We start from the raw sequence: 20049 nt of genomic DNA, 5'->3' as shown, positions 1-20049 counted from the left end.
TCGTGAGACTACGGCACGCGTCGGACACTTTCAGCGGAAACCGTCTAAGTTGGTCCTTATGACCGATCTGGCGAGCTTCCCGAGACCCAACGTCGCTGTCGACATCGCCGTCCTGACGCTGAAGGGAATGCAACTGCACGCCCTCGTCCTGGAGCGGATGGACGACCCTGCTGGCATGGCCTTGCCCGGCCGGTTCATCCGACAGGGCGAGTCTGTGGTCGATGCGTTGAGCGCGGCGTTGCGCACCAAGGCTGCCGTCGACGTCGGCGAACGTCGGCCCGAGCTGGTCGGCGTGTTCGACGCCCCGGGACGCGATCCGCGCGGCTGGACCGTATCGCTCGGACACGCGGTGGTGCTGCCCACGCGGCAGGTTCAGGGGCGAACCGTCCCCGTCGAGGAGCTCCCTGAACTCCTCTTCGACCATGCGGCGATCGTCGAGGAGGCGGTGCGGCGGGTGCGGCTCCGCTACGAACTGCGACCAGACCCGGACGGGATCCTCACCGATCCGTTCACCCTTGCCGAATTGCGCGAGGTCCACCAGGCGGTGCTAGGAGAATCGCTGCAACGCGACAGCTTCCGACGACGCATGGAGCCGCTGCTGCTGCCGCACGTCCAGGGTGGACGTCAGACGTCGCGCAGCAGCGGTGGGCGGCCGGCGCGGACGTGGACGGTCGCGGGTATCGACGAGACGCCCCGGCACGTCAGATTGCCGCGACTGGAGTCTCGCTGAAGGTCAGGTACGGTCCGATCTCGCGCCGAGGTCGCGCATCTTCTCCACGAGCGGAAGCCACGCCTCGCCTCCGCGCTGCGCGATGTCGGCGTAGAGATCGCGTGCACGCTGGGCGAGATCTTTGTCGTCGGCGCCGAGCAATGGGGCGAATCGCTCGTCGAGGAGCCAGGATGAGTCCTGGGAGGCATGCAGCGCGACCCTGTCGAGGAACAACTCCAGGACTCGGGTCCCGCGGTCTTCACTCGCATGCTCGAGATCGAGCCAGGTCAGTTGGTCGTTCCACAGACGGGCTCGAGAAACGTCGCCGGCAACGTCGAGGACCGTGCCGAAGGTCTCGGAGGACGTGGCCTCGTGCACCGAGCGGTACTCATCGACCTCGTGCATCAGCCTGATCACGTTGTCGTCCGTCATCGAGACTCCGACAAACAAGGTGTGCCTCGTCAGCAATAGTGACTGAAGCATCGACGCAGACGGACGATTGGCCGCGTCGTATCGCACCATGTGGTGGCGGGTCAGCACGATCTGCTTGGGGTGTTGGATGTCGCCGTGCAGTTTGAGGATCCACCGGTGCTTCTCCAGGGCCGATTCCCAGGGCATGACGCTCGCGATGCCGCGGCCGGTCGCTCTGACTGCCTTCTCGTAGAGCAGGTCGTAGTTGGTGGTGATGACCTCTCGAGGGTCAAGGGCTGCGATCAGGGTGTGCAGCAGAGAGGGCCGGTGTTCACCAGCAAACTGCGTAGCCACGACCTCCTTGAAGCCACCGTCGCTGGTCTTCTCGATGAGACCGGCCTTGTCTGTCGACGAGAAGTCGTTCGCGGACCGGAGTTCCTCTGCGACGTCGAACTCCTCGGCCAAACGTTCCAGGAGCGTGTGCCAGCTCGGTAGACCGCTCGGTATCGATACTCCGGCTCCCATGAATAAGGCCAGCCGGCGCTGGCGGGCCAGATCGCCAAGCCGTCTGGCCTGATCCTCGAGGTCCGCGGGGAGTGGAGACGGCGAACCTCGGCGTGCGTATTGGGCAGCCGACCAGACGGCAGGATCCGGCGTGACCAGAGCAATGTCCATGCACTGGTCGTCGGCCACCGTAGTGAGATGGGCGGCGAGGTCACGGACGACATCTCCGCGGTGGTCGCTCAAACCGCCCTCGCCGATGCCAACGACCGGCAAGACGACGAGTGGCAGGGCGCCTCGCCCGCGGCTCGATTCACGACCTTCGAAGTACCGAGCGATCTCGCCCAAGCAGCGTTCGATCCGCTCGAGCACCACCCCGTACTCGGCTTCGATGCTCACCGCGAACGCCGGATACGTGGCCGCATCGATCCTTGTCCAGCCCGTCGACATGTCGAGCGTCTGCTCTTCGACGCCGATGGCGGCCTGCCAATGCTCACCGAGGATGCCACGGTCGTCGTTGGTGACGATGACGGCGTCGCACGTGAGGTCGCCAAGGCGGCCGTGCACGATGAAGAGATGCCCGGTGCCGGCACCGCCTCCGTACGCGAGCGATTCACCATCGCGGTGAAGACTCACGGGTTCAGTATCCAAAGATGTGGAGCTCGCGAACATTGGTCTCGTTCCCCGGCATGAAGAACGATCCAAGGCGCTTGATCACCGACGCGTACTCCTTCTTCGGCGTCATCGTCGGGTTGTGCTTGAGGGCCTGCGGAACCATCAGGAACAGGTAGTCAGCTTGTGTGCAGAGGTGCGTCTTCCACATGTCCAGCAGGTCCATGTTGTTCGTGGTCGTCTTTCCGCGCTCGACCTCCATGAGGATGCCGGTGCGACCCAGGTCGAGATAGAAATCAGGCCGAAGGGCCTTGTTGGGGTACTCGTTGAAGAGTCCCTTTGCCTCACTGGTGAACCCCAACCCGCTGGAGAATCGATCGAAAGTCGCTTGCACCATGGCACTCGACATTCCCGGCAGGTTCGCGCGGTCCAGGAGATCCCGCGCTTCTGTCAAGTTCAGGTGATCGAGCAGGGCGTCGCTGACCTCCTGCACCCGCTGTGCTTCCGCGAACGTCTCTGCGTCCGGCCGGCTGTAGACATGTCGGAGGGTCTCCATGGCGCGAGCTTGTCAGAACACTGGGCCAGTTCGACGGCCACGCCTTCGGCTAGATCGCGTGAGTGTGCAACGTCAGGGTGCCTCGATCAGTGTGCGCGTCTGATCAGCGGACGCTTGCTGGGCCTTCTCGATCGGAGGCAGCAATGTTGAACGGCCTCGTCACGTCCTGTGCGCCGGGCGCGCCGAGGAGGTCCTCCGTCATGAAGGCGATGTGCCCGTTGACATGTGCGCGGTACGTCGCTCGGTTCCGGATCTCGTCGGCTGGCACGAGGGCGGCGCGCACGACGGTGTAGTTGGTGGCGGAAAGCTGCACGAGCGCACCCAGGTCGAAGTCCCATGATCTGAAGGGCGACATCTGACGTTGGGAAGAACTGATCGGATCACCGACGACTCGAGCCTTGACCTGAACCCGCGTACCGTCCTCGAGCGTCAGGTCGTAGGACTTGACCGAGTTGGGGGCGAGAACGCCGCCGAGAACACGCTGAGCGAGCCACTCGGCGTAATCACCTGCAGGCGCGTTGTTGGTCCGGACGATCTCGCGTGAGCGTAGCTCTCGTAGAACTGCCGCGTAGCCGGCAAGGAGTTGCTTGGGCGTGGCCGAGGTGAGCTGTTCGACTGTGAGCACGCTGTCTTCCTTCAGTCGGCAATGAGGCGGAGGTACGAGCCGAGCTCGGCGAGGCCGGCAGGTGTGGTCGGCAGGTGGTCGGCCAGACGAGGAGAGTGGAAGACGTAGGCCGCCCACTGACCTCGAGACACGGCGACGTTGAGGCGGTTGCGGTTCAGAAGGAAGTCCATGCCGCGCGGTGCATCTGCAGGCGACGACGCAGTCATCGAGACCATCACGACGGGTGCCTCCTGACCCTGGAACTTGTCCACGGTGCCGACGCGAGTATCGAAGAGCTGCACGGAGTCGAGCCGCTGTCGGATGATCGCGACCTGGCTGTTGTAGGGCGCGACGACGATGACGTCCTGGGGGAGCATCGGCCTGGTGCCCCATGATCGGCTGGGCTGCCACCGAAGCCGCATCAGCTCGCAGATGCTGGCCAGGATCGCATCGGCCTCCTCGACCGCGTGAACGCCGTTGCCGACGTGCTCGACCGGGATCGGGTGGATGCCTGGGTGAAGACCCGGCAGGTTTCGGTCGGTCGTGACCTCGGCGACCGACGTCAGACGACCCGCGTACGACAGGCGCGAGACGGCGGTCGTGAGCACCGGGTGCATCCGTCGGGTCTTGGTGAGGAAGAAGCCCCGTTCCGGCGGCATCGTCGCCGAACCCTCCGTGAGCCATGCGAGGGCGGAGCCGTCGACGGGTTCGGGGTGAGTGCCCTGGCTCACCTGTGGGAGCTGCTGAGGGTCGCCGAGCAGCAGCAAGCACTTCGCGGCGCGACCGACGACGATCGTGTTGGCGAGGGAGAACTGGCCCGCCTCGTCGATGACGAGCAGATCGAGCTCTGCGGCGTCGAACGCCTTGTCGTTGGCGAAGGCCCAGGCGGTGCCTCCGACGAGGAACCCGGCATCCTGTTCGGCGGCGAACTTGGCGTGGCCAGGCTTGTCCTTCAGCACGGTCCAGGGCTTGTCGGACGTGTCACCGCTCTTGTTCTCCTTCGCGACGCACGAAGGTTGCAGTCCCGCATCGATCGTCTTCTGCAAGAAGGTCTCGACCGTGGTGTGGCCCTGCGCCACGACGCCGACCTTCCACCTGCTCTCCACGAGCCGCCGCACGACCTGGGAGCCGAGGTAGGTCTTCCCCGTGCCGGGCGGGCCCTGGACGGCAAGGTAGGAATGGTCGAGACGACGGATGGAGTCGAGCACGAGGTCGATGTCGCTGGACGTCGCCTGGCCGCCGACGAACGTCCCGTCGACGAGTCGGGGGGACCGCCTGGCCAGCACGTCCAGAGCGGCCGTCGCCGGCAGGGGGATTGAAGCGGATGGATCGATCGACGTCGCCAGTGCCTGGATCACCTTCTCCAGAGGTCCGTCGGGGACGAACCCCTGCTCCACGGCCGCCATCGGGAGCTGGGAGAACGTCGGCACCGACTTGCCGTGCTTGTGCAGCAGCGTCACGTCGACAACGCCGTCGAGGTCCGCCTCGACAGACAGGACGTCCGCCTTCCCGCAATATGCGCGCACGGCGCCCGGGCCCAACTCGACGCCAGGAGGAAGCTCGTCGAACAACAGAGCGACGGAGGCGCCCTCGACGATCGTGCTTCCCGGCTCCAGCCGTCCGCGCATGCGCAGCACCCGTCCGACGCTGTTCTTGACCGGCGCCCAGTCCTCGACGAGCTCGACCGGTCCCTCGGCCACGAGCGTGCTGCGCAGGTCCATCCACTCGTCGACCGGCTCCGAGAGTCTCGAGTAGTACACCCACCAAGACGGCTTCTTCTCGCGGCGGTGGTAGCCCAACGCAGCGGCGAGCAGGGCGACGGCCTGCTCCTCGGCGGTGCGGTCGGCGTCGGGCAGGTGTGCCAGAAGCTTCTCCGCGACGACCGCAGCGTCGCCGAGGGTCGTCTCCCGTGCGGCGGACTCGTCGTCGGTCGACCGGGAGGCCTGGTCGTGTGTTGCAGGCGACCATCCGCCGACGTCACGCAGCCACCCGAGCAGCCGCATCGTCGACGTGCAGTCGTAGGCGTTGTAGGCCTCGACGTTTGCGCGCACCTCCTGCGCCTTCTCGTCGTTGCCGTCAGCTCGCAGAACTCGGTAGTGCTCGTACTGCACGATCGAGTCCGTCGCGTTCGAGACCTCGCCTCGGAGCGACTCGCCCATGTAGAGGGGCTCGAGATACTTGATGCTGTACGACGGCTGGGAGACGCGCACCGACTGCCGGACGGTCGCGTAGAGGTCGATGAAGACGCCCGCCCGCAGCAGCTCGTCGAGGAAGTCCTCACCGACGGTGTGTCGCGCGGTCAGACGCTTCAGAGCGGTGACCTCGTACGGCGCGTAGTGGTAGACGTGCAGGTCGGGGTACTGCGTCCACCGGTCCTCGAGGAAGCCGAGGAAGGAGATGAGCGCTGCCTTCTCCTCGGCGCGGTCGTCCGCCCACAGGCCGGTGAACGCGCCGTCGGCGGTTCCGTCGTCCTCGACCCACCCAAAGAGGTACTCGAGTCCGGCGTCGTGACTGGTGCCGTCGGCCCAGAGGGGGTCTCCCTCGAAGTCGAAGAAGATGTCTCCCGCGCTGGCTGCGGGCAGCTGCTGGATGGGCGTGGGGTCGAAGACCTGGTGCACCACGCCGTCGGCGGACGCCGACGCAACCTGCAGAGCGGCTTGAGACTGGAGCTTCTGCCAGGAGCGTTCGGCCAGTCCGTGGACGGTGATCGTCGTCGCGGCGAGCTGATCGATGGTCTCGACGCCTGCCGCACGCAGGTACTCACGCTGCGACCGACGCATCCCAGCGACGAGCAGCAGGTCGCGATGAGCCTCGACCTCAGGGGCGCAGTGCTCGCAGGATCCGCACTGCGCGATGTCTGCCGCGTTCCAGTCGGCCGGGGCTCCCGAGTCGAGGTGGCGTTGCAGGAGCGCCTCGAGGTTGCTGCGGCGATGCCGGTACACGGCGACGACGTCGTCAAGGTCCTGGTCGTGAAACTCGCCGTTTCCGAGGATGAGGCGTCCGATGGGCGACCGGGGGATGCCGTGCTGGTCGAGCAGGTCGGCGTAGCCGGCGATCTGCAGCAGAGCGGTCACCTTCGCGTGCCGGGCCAACTTGGCATCCCATACCTCGTACCGGCCGTCGGCGTCGCGGACGAGGAAGTCGGCCTGGCCGCCGAAGCCGCCGTCGGTCAGCACGGCCTGCGCGACGACGTCGACGCCTGACTCCAGCGCTTCCAGCGTCTTCGTCATGGCCGCCGCGAGGGTCGTGGGGTCGTACGGCTCCGGACGCGCGATCTCGACCACGTTCCTGCCCTCGGACCGGAGCTGCTCGACGTAGCGACGTTCGTGCTCGTCCCCGAGCTCGGCCAGCCGGTCCATCATGAGGTCGGGCTCGCTCGTCGGTGGAGTCACCAGGCCGCGACGCACGTCGACCGTGCGGAGCCATGCGAACTCGCAGCCGGCCGACGCCGTCAAGTCCGACGGACTCAGGACGAACGAGCCGTCGTCGACGAGCATCACCATGAGAGCCCCCTGTAACTGATCTTGGACGTTCTGCCCACGATGGTCATGATGCCTGCCCTGAGGGTCGCGCAGGTGCGAACCGGGAGAGGAAGTCGACGACGCTACGCAGATCAGCCGACGTGAGACCTAGGTCGGGGTCTGGAGCGACGAGGAGGTGGTCGACCCCGAGACGGTCGACCACGTCCGCGACGTCCTCGAGGGCGAGGTCGTCGTCGGTCCAGACGAACGGTCGCCGCTCGGCGCCGATGACGTCAGCGACGACATCGGCCTTCCACCAGCCGTGGCGCGAGCTGCCGCTCGGGATGTCGTAGGACGGGAACGGGTCGAGGCCGACTGCCGGGGCGAGAGAGAGGTGGGCGTCCTGCTCCCAGGTGGTCAGCCATCGCACCTCGGCCAACCCGGACCGGTGACAGGTGTTGATCAACTGGACCACCTCGACCGACCAGTGGATCGGCCACGTCTCGCCGCTGGTGCGGGCCTTCGTCGCAGAGAGTCCGTCGCGGGGCCGCAGCGCGTTGACCACGCCGTCGATGTCGAGGAACCAGAGAGGCTTCGCGGTGTCCGCCACGTCAGCCCGCCTGCTCGGCGAGCGCCTCGACGATCTTGCGCTTCGCCTTCGCCTCGATCTGGCGGATCCGTTCGCGCGTCACGCCGAACGACTGGCCGATCTCCTCGAGCGTCTCTTCGCGACCGGTGTCGTAGCCGCAGCGGCGGCGCAGGACTGCCGATTCGCGGTCGGTGAGGAGCGAGAGCACCTGGTCGCACAGGCGTGCGCGGTCCAGCGACTCCTCGACGTCGACGTCTGGGCGGTGGGCCCAGCGGACGTCGTCGCCGGTGATCTCGGCGGCGGCGTCGAGATCGATGACGTCGCGGTCGAACGCGAGCACCTGCTCCACCCTGGCGACGGGGCGGCCGGTCGCGTCGGAGATCTCCGTGAGGGTGGGGAGGCGGTCGAGGGACTCGCGCAGCGCCCTCCGCGCCGCCCGGACCGGTCGCAGGTCCTCGTGGACGTGCACTGGGAGTCGGACCACGCGCGCCGTGTCGGCGATCGAGCGCTGCACGTGCTGGCGGATCCACCAGGTGGCGTAGGTGGAGAACTTCGTGCCGAACGAGGGATCGAACTTCTCGGCGGCGCGCATGACCCCCATCAGCCCGGCCTGCATGCAGTCGTCGAACGGGAGACCTTCCCGGTTCGTCACCCGCACGATCGAGATCACGAGGCGCACATTGGCGAGGACGAACCGCTCGCGCGCCAGCGAGCCGAGCCGCACGGCGCGGGTGGCATCGGGGCCGACGTCACCTGCGGCGGCCAGTCCGGCGACGACGTAGCCGGCCAGCTCGACCTCCTCCTCGGCGGAGAGCAGGGCGTAGGGGTGCGCCATGAACGCGGGGAGGCGCTCGTCGTCGAGCAGCCCCTCCAGCAGGAGGCGGCGCTCGGTGTACTCGGCCGTGATGGCGGCGAGCGCGTCGAGACGGGCGAGGACGGCGGCGTACTCGTCGGACAGGGACGAGGGATCAAGGATGGCCTTCATGGCGGACCTCCGGGTCAGTCGGTGTGAAGCGTGGGGTCGTCGAGGAGCTCGATGGCGTTCTCGATCTCGTGGACGCTGATGGGGTACGGGTGGCGCGACGTCATGTCGTCGTAGCGCAGCAGCAGATGGTCGCCCTGGTCGACGACCTCGAGCGGCGCTGCCAGGTCGCCTCCGAAGCGGACGCGGAACGTGTCGCTGAGCATCGACGGGTCGGACACGCCGACCGCGCGGGCGAGGCTCTCCCCGTGCGGGTGCTCGAAGGTCGGTGCCAAGGTGGCGGCACGGTCGATCAGCGTGGCCAGGCCGTGCGCGACGCGGCCGATGCCTCGGTCGTCGCGCTCCGCAGGCGAGAGTGTGATCAGGTCCCGCCGAACCTCGACCATGATCGCCTGCACCATGCGGTCGAGGCGGTAGGCGTGCAGGGGTACGTAGCAGCCCGAGAACGGCGTGTCGACGGCGATGTCGCCCTCGACGCCCACCGGCCACAGGGCTCGGCGGGCCTCGTCGAGGAGCGCACGGGGGGTGTGGAAGGGGTCCGTGCCGAGACAGATCTCGGGTCGGTGGCCGTCGCGGTGCAGCTCGTAGGGGAGCGCCTCGACGGGGAACGAGTGCAGGTCGATGATCGTCACCGAGGCCACGGCGTCCATGCGCTCGTCGAGCAGCTCCGCGAACGCGCGGGAGTACGGGTCGAAGTACGTCTCGACGAGTCCGGTCGGGTCGTGCCGGAGGTTGAAGCCCTTGCAGGTGCGGATGTATGCGGCACCCATGCCGACCGCGTTCATCTCCTCCCGCTCGTCCGGGAAGCGCTCGGGGTCGACGACGAGACGCGACAACTCGTTGACGAGCAGCCACGGGCGCACCCCTGCGGAGTCCGCGGCGACCTGAGCGACGACGTCGGTGAAGGCGTCCGTCATGGCGTCGAGCTCCCGCTCGAGGGCCTCGTCGTCCAGGAGCAGACCGGCACGGACCTCGTCCGGGATCTCGCGGGAGGCGTGCGGCACGTGGACGATGACCGTGGATGCCGGGTCGCCCGGCACGATCTGGAAGCTCATCGCACCGTCACCGACCCGTCGATCCAGACGATGCAGAAGTCGTCCGGGGTGTTCACGTGGACGCTCGCGACGAGTCGGTCGGGCCAGTAGGGCGGGTGCACTAGGCCCGGTCCTCGGCGGTGGGCCACACCTGCAACTTCCAGTAGGTCCATCAGCCCGTTCCAGGACCAACCGGGGTAGTGCTGGTCGACGAAGGCCGTGGTGATGCCTCGGCGGACCGGGATCCAGTGACCGTGGTGGAACAGCTTTCGCAGGTCGTCCGGGTCGAGGTGGTGCGCGTACGCAGCGAGATCGACGTCCATGGGTCCTCCTGATGGCTCAGGGGCACCGCGAGTGCCCGCTTGGCCGCACCGGACGGTGCAGCCCAGGTCTTCTTCGGAAGGCACCGTGTCGGGCGACGCGGTTGCCGGCCACCACTGTCCGAAGGCGTGGGTGGCTCTCTTGACCTGCTCCGACGCTAGCCGCGGGCTCCGACAGAGCTGCCCCGAGTGCGAGGCGGTCACGCCGTGTCACCGCCGGCACCGTCGACGAACTCCTCCGCCGTCATCAGCGACGCTCCGGCGAGCAGCCATCCGCTGGAGAGGTCGAGGTCGTCGACGTCGCACGAGAACGTGTCGTCGAAGATGCAGTCGTCCCACTTCGTCGAGGCGTCCGTGTACTCGCCGAGCGCCTCGTCGAGCGGCTCGACGACACCGCCGGCGCATCGCGCCGAGACGTCGCCGAGACGCCGCTGGGAGATGGCAGCGTCGCGCACGAGGTCGCTGTAGTCCTCGTAGTTGACGCCGACGGAGACCACGGCGTCGATGTCCTGCACCGCCGCGAGGTAGTCGGCCGTGGCGGTCACGCACTCCTCGTGCGCGGCCTGGGCCGCGGCGATCGCCTCGCGCCGCTCCTTCTCGGCTGCGCGCTCCTCGGCGGCAGCTGCCGCCACGCGCTCGGCCTCGGCGCGGTGCTGCACGAACAGCACCGTCCCCGTGGCCACGAGTGCCACCACCAGCGTCGTGACGAGCACGACGATCACCTTTCGCCTCATGCGGCTCTCCTCCTGCCCCTCGGGGCCGGTCTGCTCGGCGCTCACGAGCGCCTCCGGGAACGGCGACCACCATCGGCCGTCATGTTCTTGCTGATGAACTGCCGGTCGTCCGGCGCCATCGCCAGGAACAGCTCGGGCTCGGCCATCCGCTCGGCCTCCTGGGCCTCGCGGAGCAGCTCGGCACGGAACGCCGCCGGCACCTTCGCCGCCGCCGAGTGGGCGAGCGTCGCCAGCTTCGCGAACTCGCGAGCCGCGCGGACGTCGTCGCCGCGGGCGAGCAGGGCCAGCGCCTTGCGTCGCCGTCGCAGCACCCGCTGCACGTACCACTCGCCGAGCACCTGGCGGTCCGAGCCCGCCTCGCGCTCGTCGGGCCGGCTCACGTGCGTCCACACCGTGGTGGACGTGTGCTGGTCGCTCAGGTCGTCCGCGAGCACGTAGTCGACGCGAAGCTTCCCGATCTTCCGCCGCCCCGGCCGGGTGGCCGGGTGCGGTGCGCACTCGACCACGAGCGAGCGAGTCTCGTCGACCCGCATGCTGCCGAGGTCGACCTGGATCCCACCGGGCACCGGCACCACGGGAAGGTCGTTGACCACGTCGAGGCCGCGGATGCCGGACGCAGCCGCGATGGTGAGGCGGACCGACAGGAACCGCTGGGCGGCCAGCTCCCCGCACTCCTCGCCGATCGCTGCTGCTGCGGCGTCGGCCTCGGCGGCGAAGTGCTCGTTGCCGGCACCGGCCCGGGCGATGGTCGAGAGCAGCGTCTCGTCGTACCCGAGCCCCACGCCGAGCGTGGAGGTCGTGATGCCGCGTGCCCGCATGGCCCCGACGCGCCCCCCGAGCGCCTCGGGGTCCGTGACGCCGACATTGGCGTGGCCGTCGCTGACCAGCAGCACCCGCACGCCCGCCCCGACGTCGAGCCGGCGCGCCTCCTCCAGCCCCCGCACCAGCCCGGCGCCGAGGTCGGTGCTGCCGCCGGCGTGCACCCCTTCGATGTGCCGGATGACGGCGGCGGGGTCGGTGACCGGTCCGGCGGGCACCACCACCTCGACCCGGTTGTCGAAGGTGACGAGCCCGAACGAGTCGTCGGGGGAGAGCCTGCCGACGACGTCGACCAGCGCCCGCTTGGCGTGCTCGAGACGTCCGCCGGACATGGAGCCGCTGCGGTCGAGCACTACCACCAGGTGCGACGCGGCGCGGTCGGTGGGGCGGGCGGCGTATCCCTCGGGCAGGGTGCCGGCGACGCGGACGAGCATGACGGCGTGGTCGCGACGGCGCAGGGAGTCCTGCATCCAGTCGAAGCGATCGCGGCTCAGGTGTGTCGAGAGCTTCATGATCATCTCCTCTCAGGTAGGGTGTGCAATGAGCATAATGCAGACTGCAGACAGATTATGCAAGGAGCATCGAGATGTCGACGGATTCCTCGTTCGGACGAGTGCTGGCGGAGTTCCGCAAGCGGCAAGGCATGTCGCGGTCCCAGTTGGCCGAGAGGTCGGGGTTGTCCTACCCCTACGTGTCACAGCTGGAGACGGGCCTGCGCAAGCCGTCGCGCAAGGCGGCGGCGCAGCTGGCGGAGGCGCTGGGCATCGAGCCGTTGGCGCTCGAGGCCGCACTTCCGCCCGATGACATCAGCTCTCCGTCATTCCAGCGCTCTCTGGCTGCTCAGGCTGCGCTGTTGTCGGGGGAGGGTCAGGTCGTCTCTGCCATGGAGCCCCTCGATGACGTGCCAATGGGGGGAGCTCCGACCCGTCGGTCAGCACCCCGGCGCACCGGCCGCGAAGACCTCGTCGGCCAGGCCGTCGACCTCATCGAGGAGCTGCCACCGGAGGAGCGTCTCGACGCTCTCGGCGAGGTGCAGAAGCTCGTGCTGAAGCGCATGCTGGAGGAGCATTCGCGCGAGGCCTGATCGATTGTCTATGCATGGTGCATCGGTTTCTGTCGGTGTCCGCTCCTAGCGTGGGGCCTGTCGGCGACGGGCCGGCGGGACGGAGGTCGTGACCATGAGCAGTGACGAGGAGCGGGTGGTTGACCAGTGGGTCGACAACGCCTGGATGGGATTCCGGCTGGACCTCGCCGAGTGGATGATCGAGGCTCCCGACGACAACGTGCTCGTCATTGACCCCGACCTCGACGACCCCCGCGCGCCCACGCTGCAGGTCAGCGTCGACCTCGGCGTCCGGTTCCTCGGTCTGGTGCAGAGCGTGATGGACGCGGAGGACGAGGCCGTCGACCTCCGCCCTCCCTACGCCCTGAGCCCGGCGGGCGCCGCACGCCTGACGGAGCTGGGCTTCGCGCCCCTTAAGGGCGGGGGGAACCCGGTGCTCACGGTCGAGGAGAGCGAGGTCGATCGGCTGGCCCACGCCGCAGCCGTGGTGCTGCACGAGCTGTGGGGCGTGGTGTCGCCCGCGTTCCTCGGCCTCGACACGTTCGCGGAGGACGAGGAGGCCGAGCTGCTCGAGTGGACCGACCTCCACCCCGTCGAGGACGTCGACGTCCACTTCGCCCCGCCGCCGCACCCGGACGTCGCGGAGCCCACGTCGGTCGAGCACCTCCAGGAGCTCGTCGAGGTGACGATGCAGGAGCGGGTGACCGCTCCGCTCAAGGTGGCCCCCGACGGATCCATCCGCATCCGGGACCGCCGCGGGGTGGTGGTCGTGTCGGCGCGGGGTCGAGGGCTCGTCGAGGTCTACACCGTCCTGGCGACCGAGGTGCGCTTCAAGAAGGCACACCGCGAGATCGACCGGTTGAGCCGTCGGCACCGTCGGGTCCGCTTCTTCCTCGAGCGCGACTCGCTGCTCGCCGTCGTCGCGGTCCACGCCGATCCGTTCGTGGCGAAGCACCTCCACGAGGCCGTCGGCCACCTGTCGACCCTGCGTGGTCGGCTCGCCCACCTCGACGACGAGCTGAAGCGTCGCCGTCTCCCTCAGCCCGAGTCGAAGCTCAAGCCCGTCGACCCCGTACTCTCCGCGCTGGTCGCGGACGCAGCGCGCCTGCCCTTCGAGGACCTCGTGACCCTGCTGGAGAAGGCTGCAGGGCCACGCGCGGTGGCGGTGACGTGGCTGGGCACTGCCAGGCTCACACGGGACGCTGCGCTCGTCGCTGCTCGAGCTAGCGAGGGCTCCATGCGTGCGGTGCACATGCACGACTGGCGCCGCTGGCGTCGGACGGTGACCGCACTGAAGACCGTCCTCGGCGAGTCCGCGGACGGGGCTCGGCGCCAGGAGGCCTCATGACCACGGGGCGTTCCGCCGCGATCCCGTGGGCGTCCTTCGCGGCCTCTCTGGCCGACATGGCGCGGCGGCTGCCGGCCGACGGGTCGTTCATCCTCCACTGCGACGAGGGGGAGCGAGACGACTTCGACCTTCCAAGGACACCGAAGTACGTGCAGGTGTGCCGTTGGGACGCGGCGATGCTGCGCTGCGAGGTCGTCTCGAACACCTACCTGCCCGAGGGGCACCACTGGACCGCGTCCGAGGAGCACCTCCTCGTCGCGATGGGCTGGCTGCGCCCGGATCCGGACGATCGCACCGCCTCTCCGAACTGGTACCTCGACGTCGAGATGGTCTGGGCGGAGGCGGGCGTCGACCGCATCGTTCGGGTGCTGCGCGACCTGTGGGGTGCACGGGTGATGAGCGACGTCGTGCTCGACGCTGAGGACCTGCGTCGGTTCCGCTGGATCGACACGCCGGAAGACCTGGACGATGATCCAGGACGCTGAGAGGATCCGACCCATGCCGTCGACTTCCCCCATGACCTGGCCGTCCGAGCCGTCGTTCGTCAACGCCTCGGAACGGCGGGTGTGGGCCGCCCTCGTCGCGCAGCTGGGGGAGCGCGACCTGATCATCGCCAACCAACGCTTCACCAAGCGCGGCGCAGACCACGAGCTCGACTTCGCCGTGGTGCTGCACGGGCACGGCGTCGTCGTCCTGGAGGTCAAGGGCAACAAGGTCTGGCACGACGGCGAGACGTGGTGGCAGGAGTGGAACCCGGCGCCGAAGAAGATCCGTCCCGTCGAGCAGGCACTCAACAACAAGTACGTCCTCAAGGAGTGGGTCGAGGAGTCGATGGCCTGGGCCGGTCGCACGCCCATCCGCTGGGCGCACGCGATCGTGCTGCCGGTGAGCGATGTCGACCCCAAGTTCTCCCACCCCGAGTGCGAGCGGTCGATGGTCGTCGACGCGGGCGACCTCGCCGACATCGGCAACCGGCTGCGGAGCCTGCTCGACGTGCAGGACAACGACAAGCGGGCCAGCGACGTCGACGACGCCGTCGCGATCCACGCGGCACTCAGCGGTCGGTTCCTCCCGCAGCGCGAAGGTCAGCTCTCCATCGAGGCGCGGATCGCCGAGCGCGACGACGTCGTCGAGCGGCTCAGCGCCGAGCAAGGTCGGATCCTCGACGTCACGAGCCTCATCACGCGCGTGGAGGTGCGTGGGGGAGCCGGCAGCGGCAAGACGTGGCTGGCCGTGGAGCAGGCGCGTCGTCTTGCGCGGCAGGGCAAGCGTGTCGCACTCATCTGCTACTCCCGGGGTCTCTCCCAGTGGATGCAGCGGCGCGTGGCCACCTTCGACCACCGCGAGCAGCCCGCGTACGTCGGCACCTTCCACGGCATCGGTCAGGAGTGGGGCGCGCCCGAGGGAAGCGACGACGACTCGAACTTCTGGGAGGTCGAGCTTCCGGAGATCATGCTCGACCTCGCCGGCAAGCAGGCGACGGCAGACCTCTACGACGCGATCGTGATCGACGAGGCGCAGGACTTCGCCGACCTCTGGTGGCCGGTGGTCATGGAGGCGCTGAAGTACGAGGACGACGGGCTCTACGTCTTCTCCGACGAGGGCCAGCGGGTGTTCTCCCGCTTCGGCGGCCCGCCCGCCGACCTCGTGACTCTCGTGCTCGACCAGAACCTGCGCAACACCAAGCAGATCTCGTCGACGTTCTCGTCCATGGCGCCCAACAAGATGCGCATCTCGCAGCACGACGGTCCCGAGGTGCGGTTCGTCCCGTGTGACTGGGAGCAGGCCATCGAGCACGCCGACGACGTCGTCGAGCAGCTGCTCGAGGAGGGCTGGCAGCCCTCGGATCTCGCGCTCGTCGCCACCGGCCCGCGCCACCCCGAGCAGAAGGCACGGCAGGAGGACGGCTGGCAGGCCTACTGGGACTCCTTCTGGGACAAGGACCAGGTGTTCTACGGGCACGTCATGGGCTTCAAGGGACTCGAGCGCCCCGCCGTCGTGCTCGCCCTCAACGAGCAGCCAGACCGCGAGCGCGCCATGGAGCGGCTCTACGTCGGCCTGTCCCGCGCCCGCGACCTGCTCGTCGTGTGCGGGGACCCGGAGCACATCGAGGCGGTCGGGGGACCTGCGGTGCTGAAGAAGATCAAGGGAAACCCGTGATGCCGAACGAGGGACGAGCCATGAATGAAGATCTGCGTGCCGCTTTGAAGGACCAACGGATGGTCGTCTTCGGAGACACCTTGCCCCGCAAGGCTCGCAACCTCGGTCTGGAGCTGCTTCCCATCGATCGATCGGCGCAGTACGAGATTCAGGACGGCACTGCCTTGGCGAACGTCGTCTACGTGAGCCATCCCGTCCGCAAGGACGTACTGGTCGCCTTCGCTGACTACGACGAGCAGGTGGCTCGGGACAAGTTGCAGGAAGCTCTGCGAGTCCTGAACAGCCTGGGTGCAGCGGAAGTCGTCGCGCGCGAGGAGAGGACCGAGACGTCAGTGTCGTCCTTGAACGTCCCGATCAAGAAGTTGAACTTCGGGCTACGTCGCAGCTCGACCGTTCAGCGGAAGGTTGCGTACGAGCAGCGTGGCACCGGAAGCTCGCCCGTGGATCCCCGGCCCTTGCGCTATCCGGGTGAGCCCGGCTTCGAGTCAGCATGCGACGCGGTGCTGGTCAACGGTGCACGGACCATCCGGATCGAGATCATCCGCGAGTCCCAGTTCTCGCTTGACGGCGAGATCGCACTGGCGCTCAAGAAGGCCGGACTGAATCTGGGCGCCAGCGTGCAGAAGTCTGAGCTCCGAACCTTCCTGGTCGAGGCGGCCTTCAAGGGTGCAGCGCTGGAGAAGCAGGTCGAGAAGGACAGTCCGGAGCCCAGTAAGCCGAAGAGACAAGGCGCAAAACGTCTGGGCGGTCGATGAGGCGAATGCTCGTCGATCCCTATCCAACTCCGCATCCACCGGAAGGTCTCGATGATTCCGATGAGCCGTCATCAGGGGACTGAGTGGCACGCCACGTATGTGCGTCTTGACCATCCGATCCAGCCCGTTCGGCTAGTCCTTTCGAGCCACAGGAATCGCTGAGAACTCAGGCGGATCCGCCCTACGGTGACGACTCCACATCACCGAAGACGGGGGATCGACCATGTCCGAGACTCAGCACGAGCAGCAGAACCCGAAGGCCGCAGCCAAGGCGGCGAAGGCCTATGCGAAGGCCTCGCGGCCCTGGTACAAGAAGAAGCGCTGGATCGCCGCGATCGTCGTCGGCGTGATCATCGTGGCCGCGGCGCTCGGCAGCGGCGGTGAGGAAGGAGCCACCCGCGGTGGCGGGTCCGGCGGGTCGGACGACAGCGCGAAGGTGACGCAGGCCGACCCCGTGGCCATCGGCGAGTCGGTCGAGCTCGAGGGCACGACCTACACGGTCAACAGCGCGAAGACGCAGGGCAGCGTCGGTAGCGAGTTCTTCTCCGAGGAGGCCGGCGGCACCTACGTCATCGTCGAGATCACGATCGAGAACACGAAGGACGAGACGAAGACCTTCCTCGACTCCGCGGCGGTCTTCGTGGGATCCAACGGCAAGAAGTACTCGACGGACAGCGACGGCACCATCGCGGCGAGCGGTGACGACGGCGAGACCTTGATCTTCGAGGACATGCAGCCTGACGTCCCGAAGACCGGCATCCTCGTGTTCGACGTCCCGGAGGCCGCAGTGAAGGGTGGACAGCTCGAAGTGAGCGACCTGTTCGGTCGCGGCAAGGCGTACGTCGACCTCGGACTCTGACCGAGTCAACCGTTCCGGCCACCCTTGTCACCTCTCGGTGGCAGGGTGGCCGGAACGACCGAGGGGAGCAGTCGTGGGTGCGGTGACGTTCGTCAAGACGCGTGAGGCTGCGCAGCACCTCGCTTCCCACCTGCTCGATGCGCGTCGCACCCATCCTGTGGTGGTCGTGTCCAACGGGGTCGGACGTGGCGACCAGCCGTGGATCGATGCCGAACAGGTCGCTGCCGGCGTCGGTGACTACGCCGAGGTCCACGTCGTGCCCACGGGGGAGGTCACCTGGGCGCTGAGCTCGTCGTTGCCGCCCGAGACGCAGGTCTACGGTGACGCAGCACGGGTCTACTCCACCGATCTCACGTGGGTGTCGCGACCTCGCTCGTCACGGCTCTACCTGTGCTTCGGCCCGGACCAGGGCGCACGGATCGAGGCTCTGCTCGAGGCCGACGCCATGCAGGCTGCGCTCGAGGCCGGTCTGCTCGAACGGCGGGCCGTGCAGCGCAGAACCGTCACGGGACGTGTCGTCGGGGTGCTGGCTGGTCGAGGCATCGTCGAGGGCGACTTCGGCCGAGCAGCGCTGCGCGAGGAGCTCGCAGTCCCTGGGGTGCCGATCGAACGGGTCGTGCGACCTGGTCAGGAGGTCACCGGCGAGTGGGTCACGGCCGACGGTCTGCTCGACGTGCGCAACCAGGTACGCCCCGCCACCGAAGCGCTCGAGCACTACGCGCCTGGAGACGCGGTGCTGGTCCGTGTCGCTGACGTGGGGCGCGACCGCGCCGTCGTCGAGCCGTACCCGGGCGTGCGCGTCGAGATCGGGGTCCACGGCATCACCGGCAATCCCTTGGACGACCCGCGCGACCTGATGACGGTCGGTGAGGTGGTGGTGGCGCATGTGGTGCGCGCCGGAAGGTGGCTCCTCTCGCTCGTCGATGTCGACGACGACGAACCGGTGCGGGAGGTTCCGTCGCTGCTTCCGGGCGGTCCTGCGTGGCTCGCGGTCGAGGATTCCGCGCCTGCCGCTCGGCCGGGACCGGACGCACCCTGGTCGCCACCGCAGGTCGACGTCGAGCCGGTCGTCGCGCTCGAACCGGCAGGCACACCGCCACGGGCCATCGCAGAGGCGGCCGACGTCCCCACACCTGTTCGACCGTCCCCTCTCGATCTCGATCCTGGGCGGCGAGGCGCCGTCGATGTCACCCGTCCGCCGTCGACGTCGCCCGACGACGAGCCGGTGGCTACCTCGTCCGCTCGGAAGGACCTGCACCTGGAACGGGCAGCGCGTGCTCATGCCCAGCGGCAAGTGGACGCCCTGAGGCAAGAGATGGCTCAGCTCGTCTCCCGTCTTCAACGGCTCGAGCACGAGCGGGACCGGGCGGTGGGGGAGGTGGAGCGCAAGAGGACGGAGACTCGTGACCTCCGCAAGAAACTGCAGCGTTCCAGGTCCGTGGCTCGGGGCGAGGCCAGCAGCGAGGAGCGCTTCATCGATGCGGAGTCGGCGTTCCGTCACGACGTGTACCTCGCGTGGGTCGAGGCGATACCGGCTGCCGAGAAGGCGCAGCGTCCGCTGCCGGACGACTGGACGCTCGGGCCCGACTTCCTCCCCTCCCTGGCGTCGGTCGACGGGGTGGCGCGATCGAAGGTCGCTGAGGTCGTGGTCCACGTGCTCACCGGACTCGCCGACTCGTTGCCCGGCCGCGACATGCATCGTCTGAGGATGGGTCCCGGCGGTGACGACCCGTGGGTGGAGCGGCATCCGGGGGAGTACTGCTGGCGAGTGGCGCTGCAGCAGCACACCCCGAGTGCGCGGCGTCTGCACTTCTGGCGACGGGGCACCCAGGTGCAGCTGTCGAGGGTGGCGCTCCACGACGAGATGCGGCCATGATCGGTTCATGACCCGCGTCCGCGTCCACAACCTGTCCATCTCCCTCGACGGGTTCGCCGCAGGGGAGCCGCAGTCGCTCGAGACGCCGATGGGGCACGCCGGTCAGCAGCTGCACACGTGGATGTTCGGAACACGATTCGGTGCCGCGATGATGGGCGGCGATTCCGGCAGCACGGGGATCGACGACGCCTTTGCGCAGCAGCACGAGCACGGTTTCGGCGTGGAGATCATGGGCGCCAACAAGTTTGGGCCGCCCGGCTGGCAGGACGACGCGGACTGGCGCGGGTGGTGGGGCGACAACCCGCCCTTCCACACGCCGGTCTACGTGCTTACGCACCGGCCGCGGGCCTCGATCGTGATGGACGGCGGGACCACGTTCCACTTCGTCGACGCGTCCGCTGCGAAGGCGCTCGATCTCGCGAAGGAGGCGGCCGGTGACCTCGACGTCAGGATCGGCGGCGGTGCCGACGTGGTCCGGCAGTTCCTCGCCGCGCGACTCGTCGACCACATGCACGTGGTGCAGGTGCCGATCGTGCTCGGCCGCGGGTCGCACCTGTGGAGCGGTCTCGAGGGACTCGAGGCCGACTACGACGTCGAGGTCGTCGCGTCGCCGAGCGGCGTCACGCACCTGACCTTCGAGAAGAAGACGCCCTGAG

20 protein-coding genes and 1 riboswitch are annotated in these 20049 nt (G+C 68.2%); of the genes, 9 read left to right on the top strand and 11 right to left on the bottom strand.

All coding sequences use genetic code 11. The features are described from left to right. Positions 1-58 precede the first annotated feature (58 nt). The gene (locus ASF37_RS01710) at positions 59-730 is read left to right on the top strand and encodes an NUDIX hydrolase (protein WP_056578761.1); all 672 of its coding nucleotides are present in this window, start codon (positions 59-61) and stop codon (positions 728-730) included. Positions 731-733: 3 nt separating this feature from the next. Here ASF37_RS01710 and ASF37_RS01705 read toward each other — a convergent pair whose 3' ends face one another. The 10 genes from ASF37_RS01705 to ASF37_RS01660 all read right to left on the bottom strand — a co-directional run bounded on the left by ASF37_RS01705 (position 734) and on the right by ASF37_RS01660 (position 11844). Continuing rightward, a complete protein-coding gene (locus ASF37_RS01705) occupies positions 734-2257 on the bottom strand; it encodes an SIR2 family protein (RefSeq protein WP_056578756.1) in 1524 nt (507 codons plus the stop codon). Positions 2258-2261: 4 nt separating this feature from the next. Beyond that, positions 2262-2789 carry a hypothetical protein gene (locus ASF37_RS01700; RefSeq protein ID WP_056578753.1) on the bottom strand — a complete coding sequence of 176 codons (528 nt, stop codon included), beginning with the start codon at positions 2787-2789 and terminating at the stop codon, positions 2262-2264. A gap of 103 nt (positions 2790-2892) precedes the next feature. Further along, on the bottom strand, positions 2893-3414 hold the full coding sequence (locus ASF37_RS01695; protein WP_056578750.1) for a hypothetical protein: 522 nt from the start codon (positions 3412-3414) through the stop codon (positions 2893-2895). Between the two features lie 11 nt (positions 3415-3425). Then, positions 3426-6896: a bifunctional RecB family nuclease/DEAD/DEAH box helicase gene (locus ASF37_RS01690; protein ID WP_056578747.1), complete on the bottom strand. Its 3471-nt coding sequence runs from the start codon at positions 6894-6896 to the stop codon at positions 3426-3428. A gap of 43 nt (positions 6897-6939) precedes the next feature. Next, positions 6940-7464, bottom strand: coding sequence for a hypothetical protein (locus tag ASF37_RS01685; protein ID WP_056578745.1), 525 nt, complete (start codon positions 7462-7464; stop codon positions 6940-6942). 1 nt (position 7465) lies between these two features. Further along, a complete protein-coding gene (locus tag ASF37_RS01680; protein ID WP_056578742.1) occupies positions 7466-8428 on the bottom strand; it encodes an RNA polymerase sigma factor RpoD/SigA in 963 nt (320 codons plus the stop codon). A gap of 14 nt (positions 8429-8442) precedes the next feature. Beyond that, the gene (locus tag ASF37_RS01675; protein ID WP_082506334.1) at positions 8443-9480 is read right to left on the bottom strand and encodes an N-formylglutamate amidohydrolase; all 1038 of its coding nucleotides are present in this window, start codon (positions 9478-9480) and stop codon (positions 8443-8445) included. Further along, a complete protein-coding gene (locus ASF37_RS01670; protein ID WP_056578739.1) occupies positions 9477-9782 on the bottom strand; it encodes a hypothetical protein in 306 nt (101 codons plus the stop codon). Before ASF37_RS01670 ends, ASF37_RS01675 begins: the two co-directional genes overlap by 4 nt. 30 nt (positions 9783-9812) lie before the next feature. Then, a riboswitch (SAM riboswitch) is annotated at positions 9813-9927 on the bottom strand. A gap of 52 nt (positions 9928-9979) precedes the next feature. Then, positions 9980-10513 (bottom strand): hypothetical protein, encoded by a 534-nt coding sequence (locus ASF37_RS01665; protein ID WP_156368101.1) that lies wholly within the window; start codon positions 10511-10513, stop codon positions 9980-9982. A 41-nt stretch (positions 10514-10554) separates the two neighbouring features. Beyond that, positions 10555-11844, bottom strand: coding sequence for a VWA domain-containing protein (locus ASF37_RS01660; RefSeq protein WP_162239932.1), 1290 nt, complete (start codon positions 11842-11844; stop codon positions 10555-10557). A gap of 74 nt (positions 11845-11918) precedes the next feature. On the opposite strand from ASF37_RS01660, the gene ASF37_RS17685 reads away from it, so the two are divergent. The 6 genes from ASF37_RS17685 to ASF37_RS01630 all read left to right on the top strand — a co-directional run bounded on the left by ASF37_RS17685 (position 11919) and on the right by ASF37_RS01630 (position 17517). Further along, on the top strand, positions 11919-12416 hold the full coding sequence (locus ASF37_RS17685) for a helix-turn-helix domain-containing protein (RefSeq protein WP_056578730.1): 498 nt from the start codon (positions 11919-11921) through the stop codon (positions 12414-12416). Between the two features lie 94 nt (positions 12417-12510). Continuing rightward, a complete protein-coding gene (locus ASF37_RS01650) occupies positions 12511-13743 on the top strand; it encodes a hypothetical protein (RefSeq protein ID WP_056578726.1) in 1233 nt (410 codons plus the stop codon). Next, positions 13740-14228 (top strand): hypothetical protein, encoded by a 489-nt coding sequence (locus tag ASF37_RS01645; protein ID WP_056578723.1) that lies wholly within the window; start codon positions 13740-13742, stop codon positions 14226-14228. Before ASF37_RS01650 ends, ASF37_RS01645 begins: the two co-directional genes overlap by 4 nt. A gap of 31 nt (positions 14229-14259) precedes the next feature. Continuing rightward, positions 14260-15903, top strand: coding sequence for an NERD domain-containing protein (locus ASF37_RS01640; RefSeq protein ID WP_056578720.1), 1644 nt, complete (start codon positions 14260-14262; stop codon positions 15901-15903). A gap of 20 nt (positions 15904-15923) precedes the next feature. Further along, positions 15924-16658, top strand: coding sequence for a hypothetical protein (locus tag ASF37_RS01635; protein ID WP_156364771.1), 735 nt, complete (start codon positions 15924-15926; stop codon positions 16656-16658). Between the two features lie 223 nt (positions 16659-16881). After that, positions 16882-17517 (top strand): DUF4352 domain-containing protein, encoded by a 636-nt coding sequence (locus ASF37_RS01630; RefSeq protein ID WP_056578717.1) that lies wholly within the window; start codon positions 16882-16884, stop codon positions 17515-17517. 376 nt (positions 17518-17893) lie between these two features. Here the strand turns inward: ASF37_RS01630 and ASF37_RS17325 are convergent, their stop codons facing one another. Next, positions 17894-18334, bottom strand: coding sequence for a hypothetical protein (locus ASF37_RS17325; RefSeq protein WP_162239931.1), 441 nt, complete (start codon positions 18332-18334; stop codon positions 17894-17896). On the opposite strand from ASF37_RS17325, the gene ASF37_RS17320 reads away from it, so the two are divergent. Both ASF37_RS17320 and ASF37_RS01620 read left to right on the top strand, forming a co-directional pair. Next, complete coding sequence (locus ASF37_RS17320; protein WP_162239930.1) at positions 18311-19393, top strand: hypothetical protein; 1083 nt, start codon at positions 18311-18313, stop codon at positions 19391-19393. The genes ASF37_RS17325 and ASF37_RS17320 overlap by 24 nt on opposite strands. 7 nt (positions 19394-19400) lie before the next feature. Next, the gene (locus ASF37_RS01620) at positions 19401-20048 is read left to right on the top strand and encodes a dihydrofolate reductase family protein (RefSeq protein ID WP_056578711.1); all 648 of its coding nucleotides are present in this window, start codon (positions 19401-19403) and stop codon (positions 20046-20048) included. Position 20049: the final 1 nt, after the last annotated feature.

The sequence above is a fragment of the Aeromicrobium sp. Leaf289 genome (assembly GCF_001423335.1).
Lineage (GTDB): Bacteria > Actinomycetota > Actinomycetes > Propionibacteriales > Nocardioidaceae > Aeromicrobium.
Note: the sequence above shows the minus strand (reverse complement) of the source record. Positions and strands in the feature narration are given on the sequence as shown.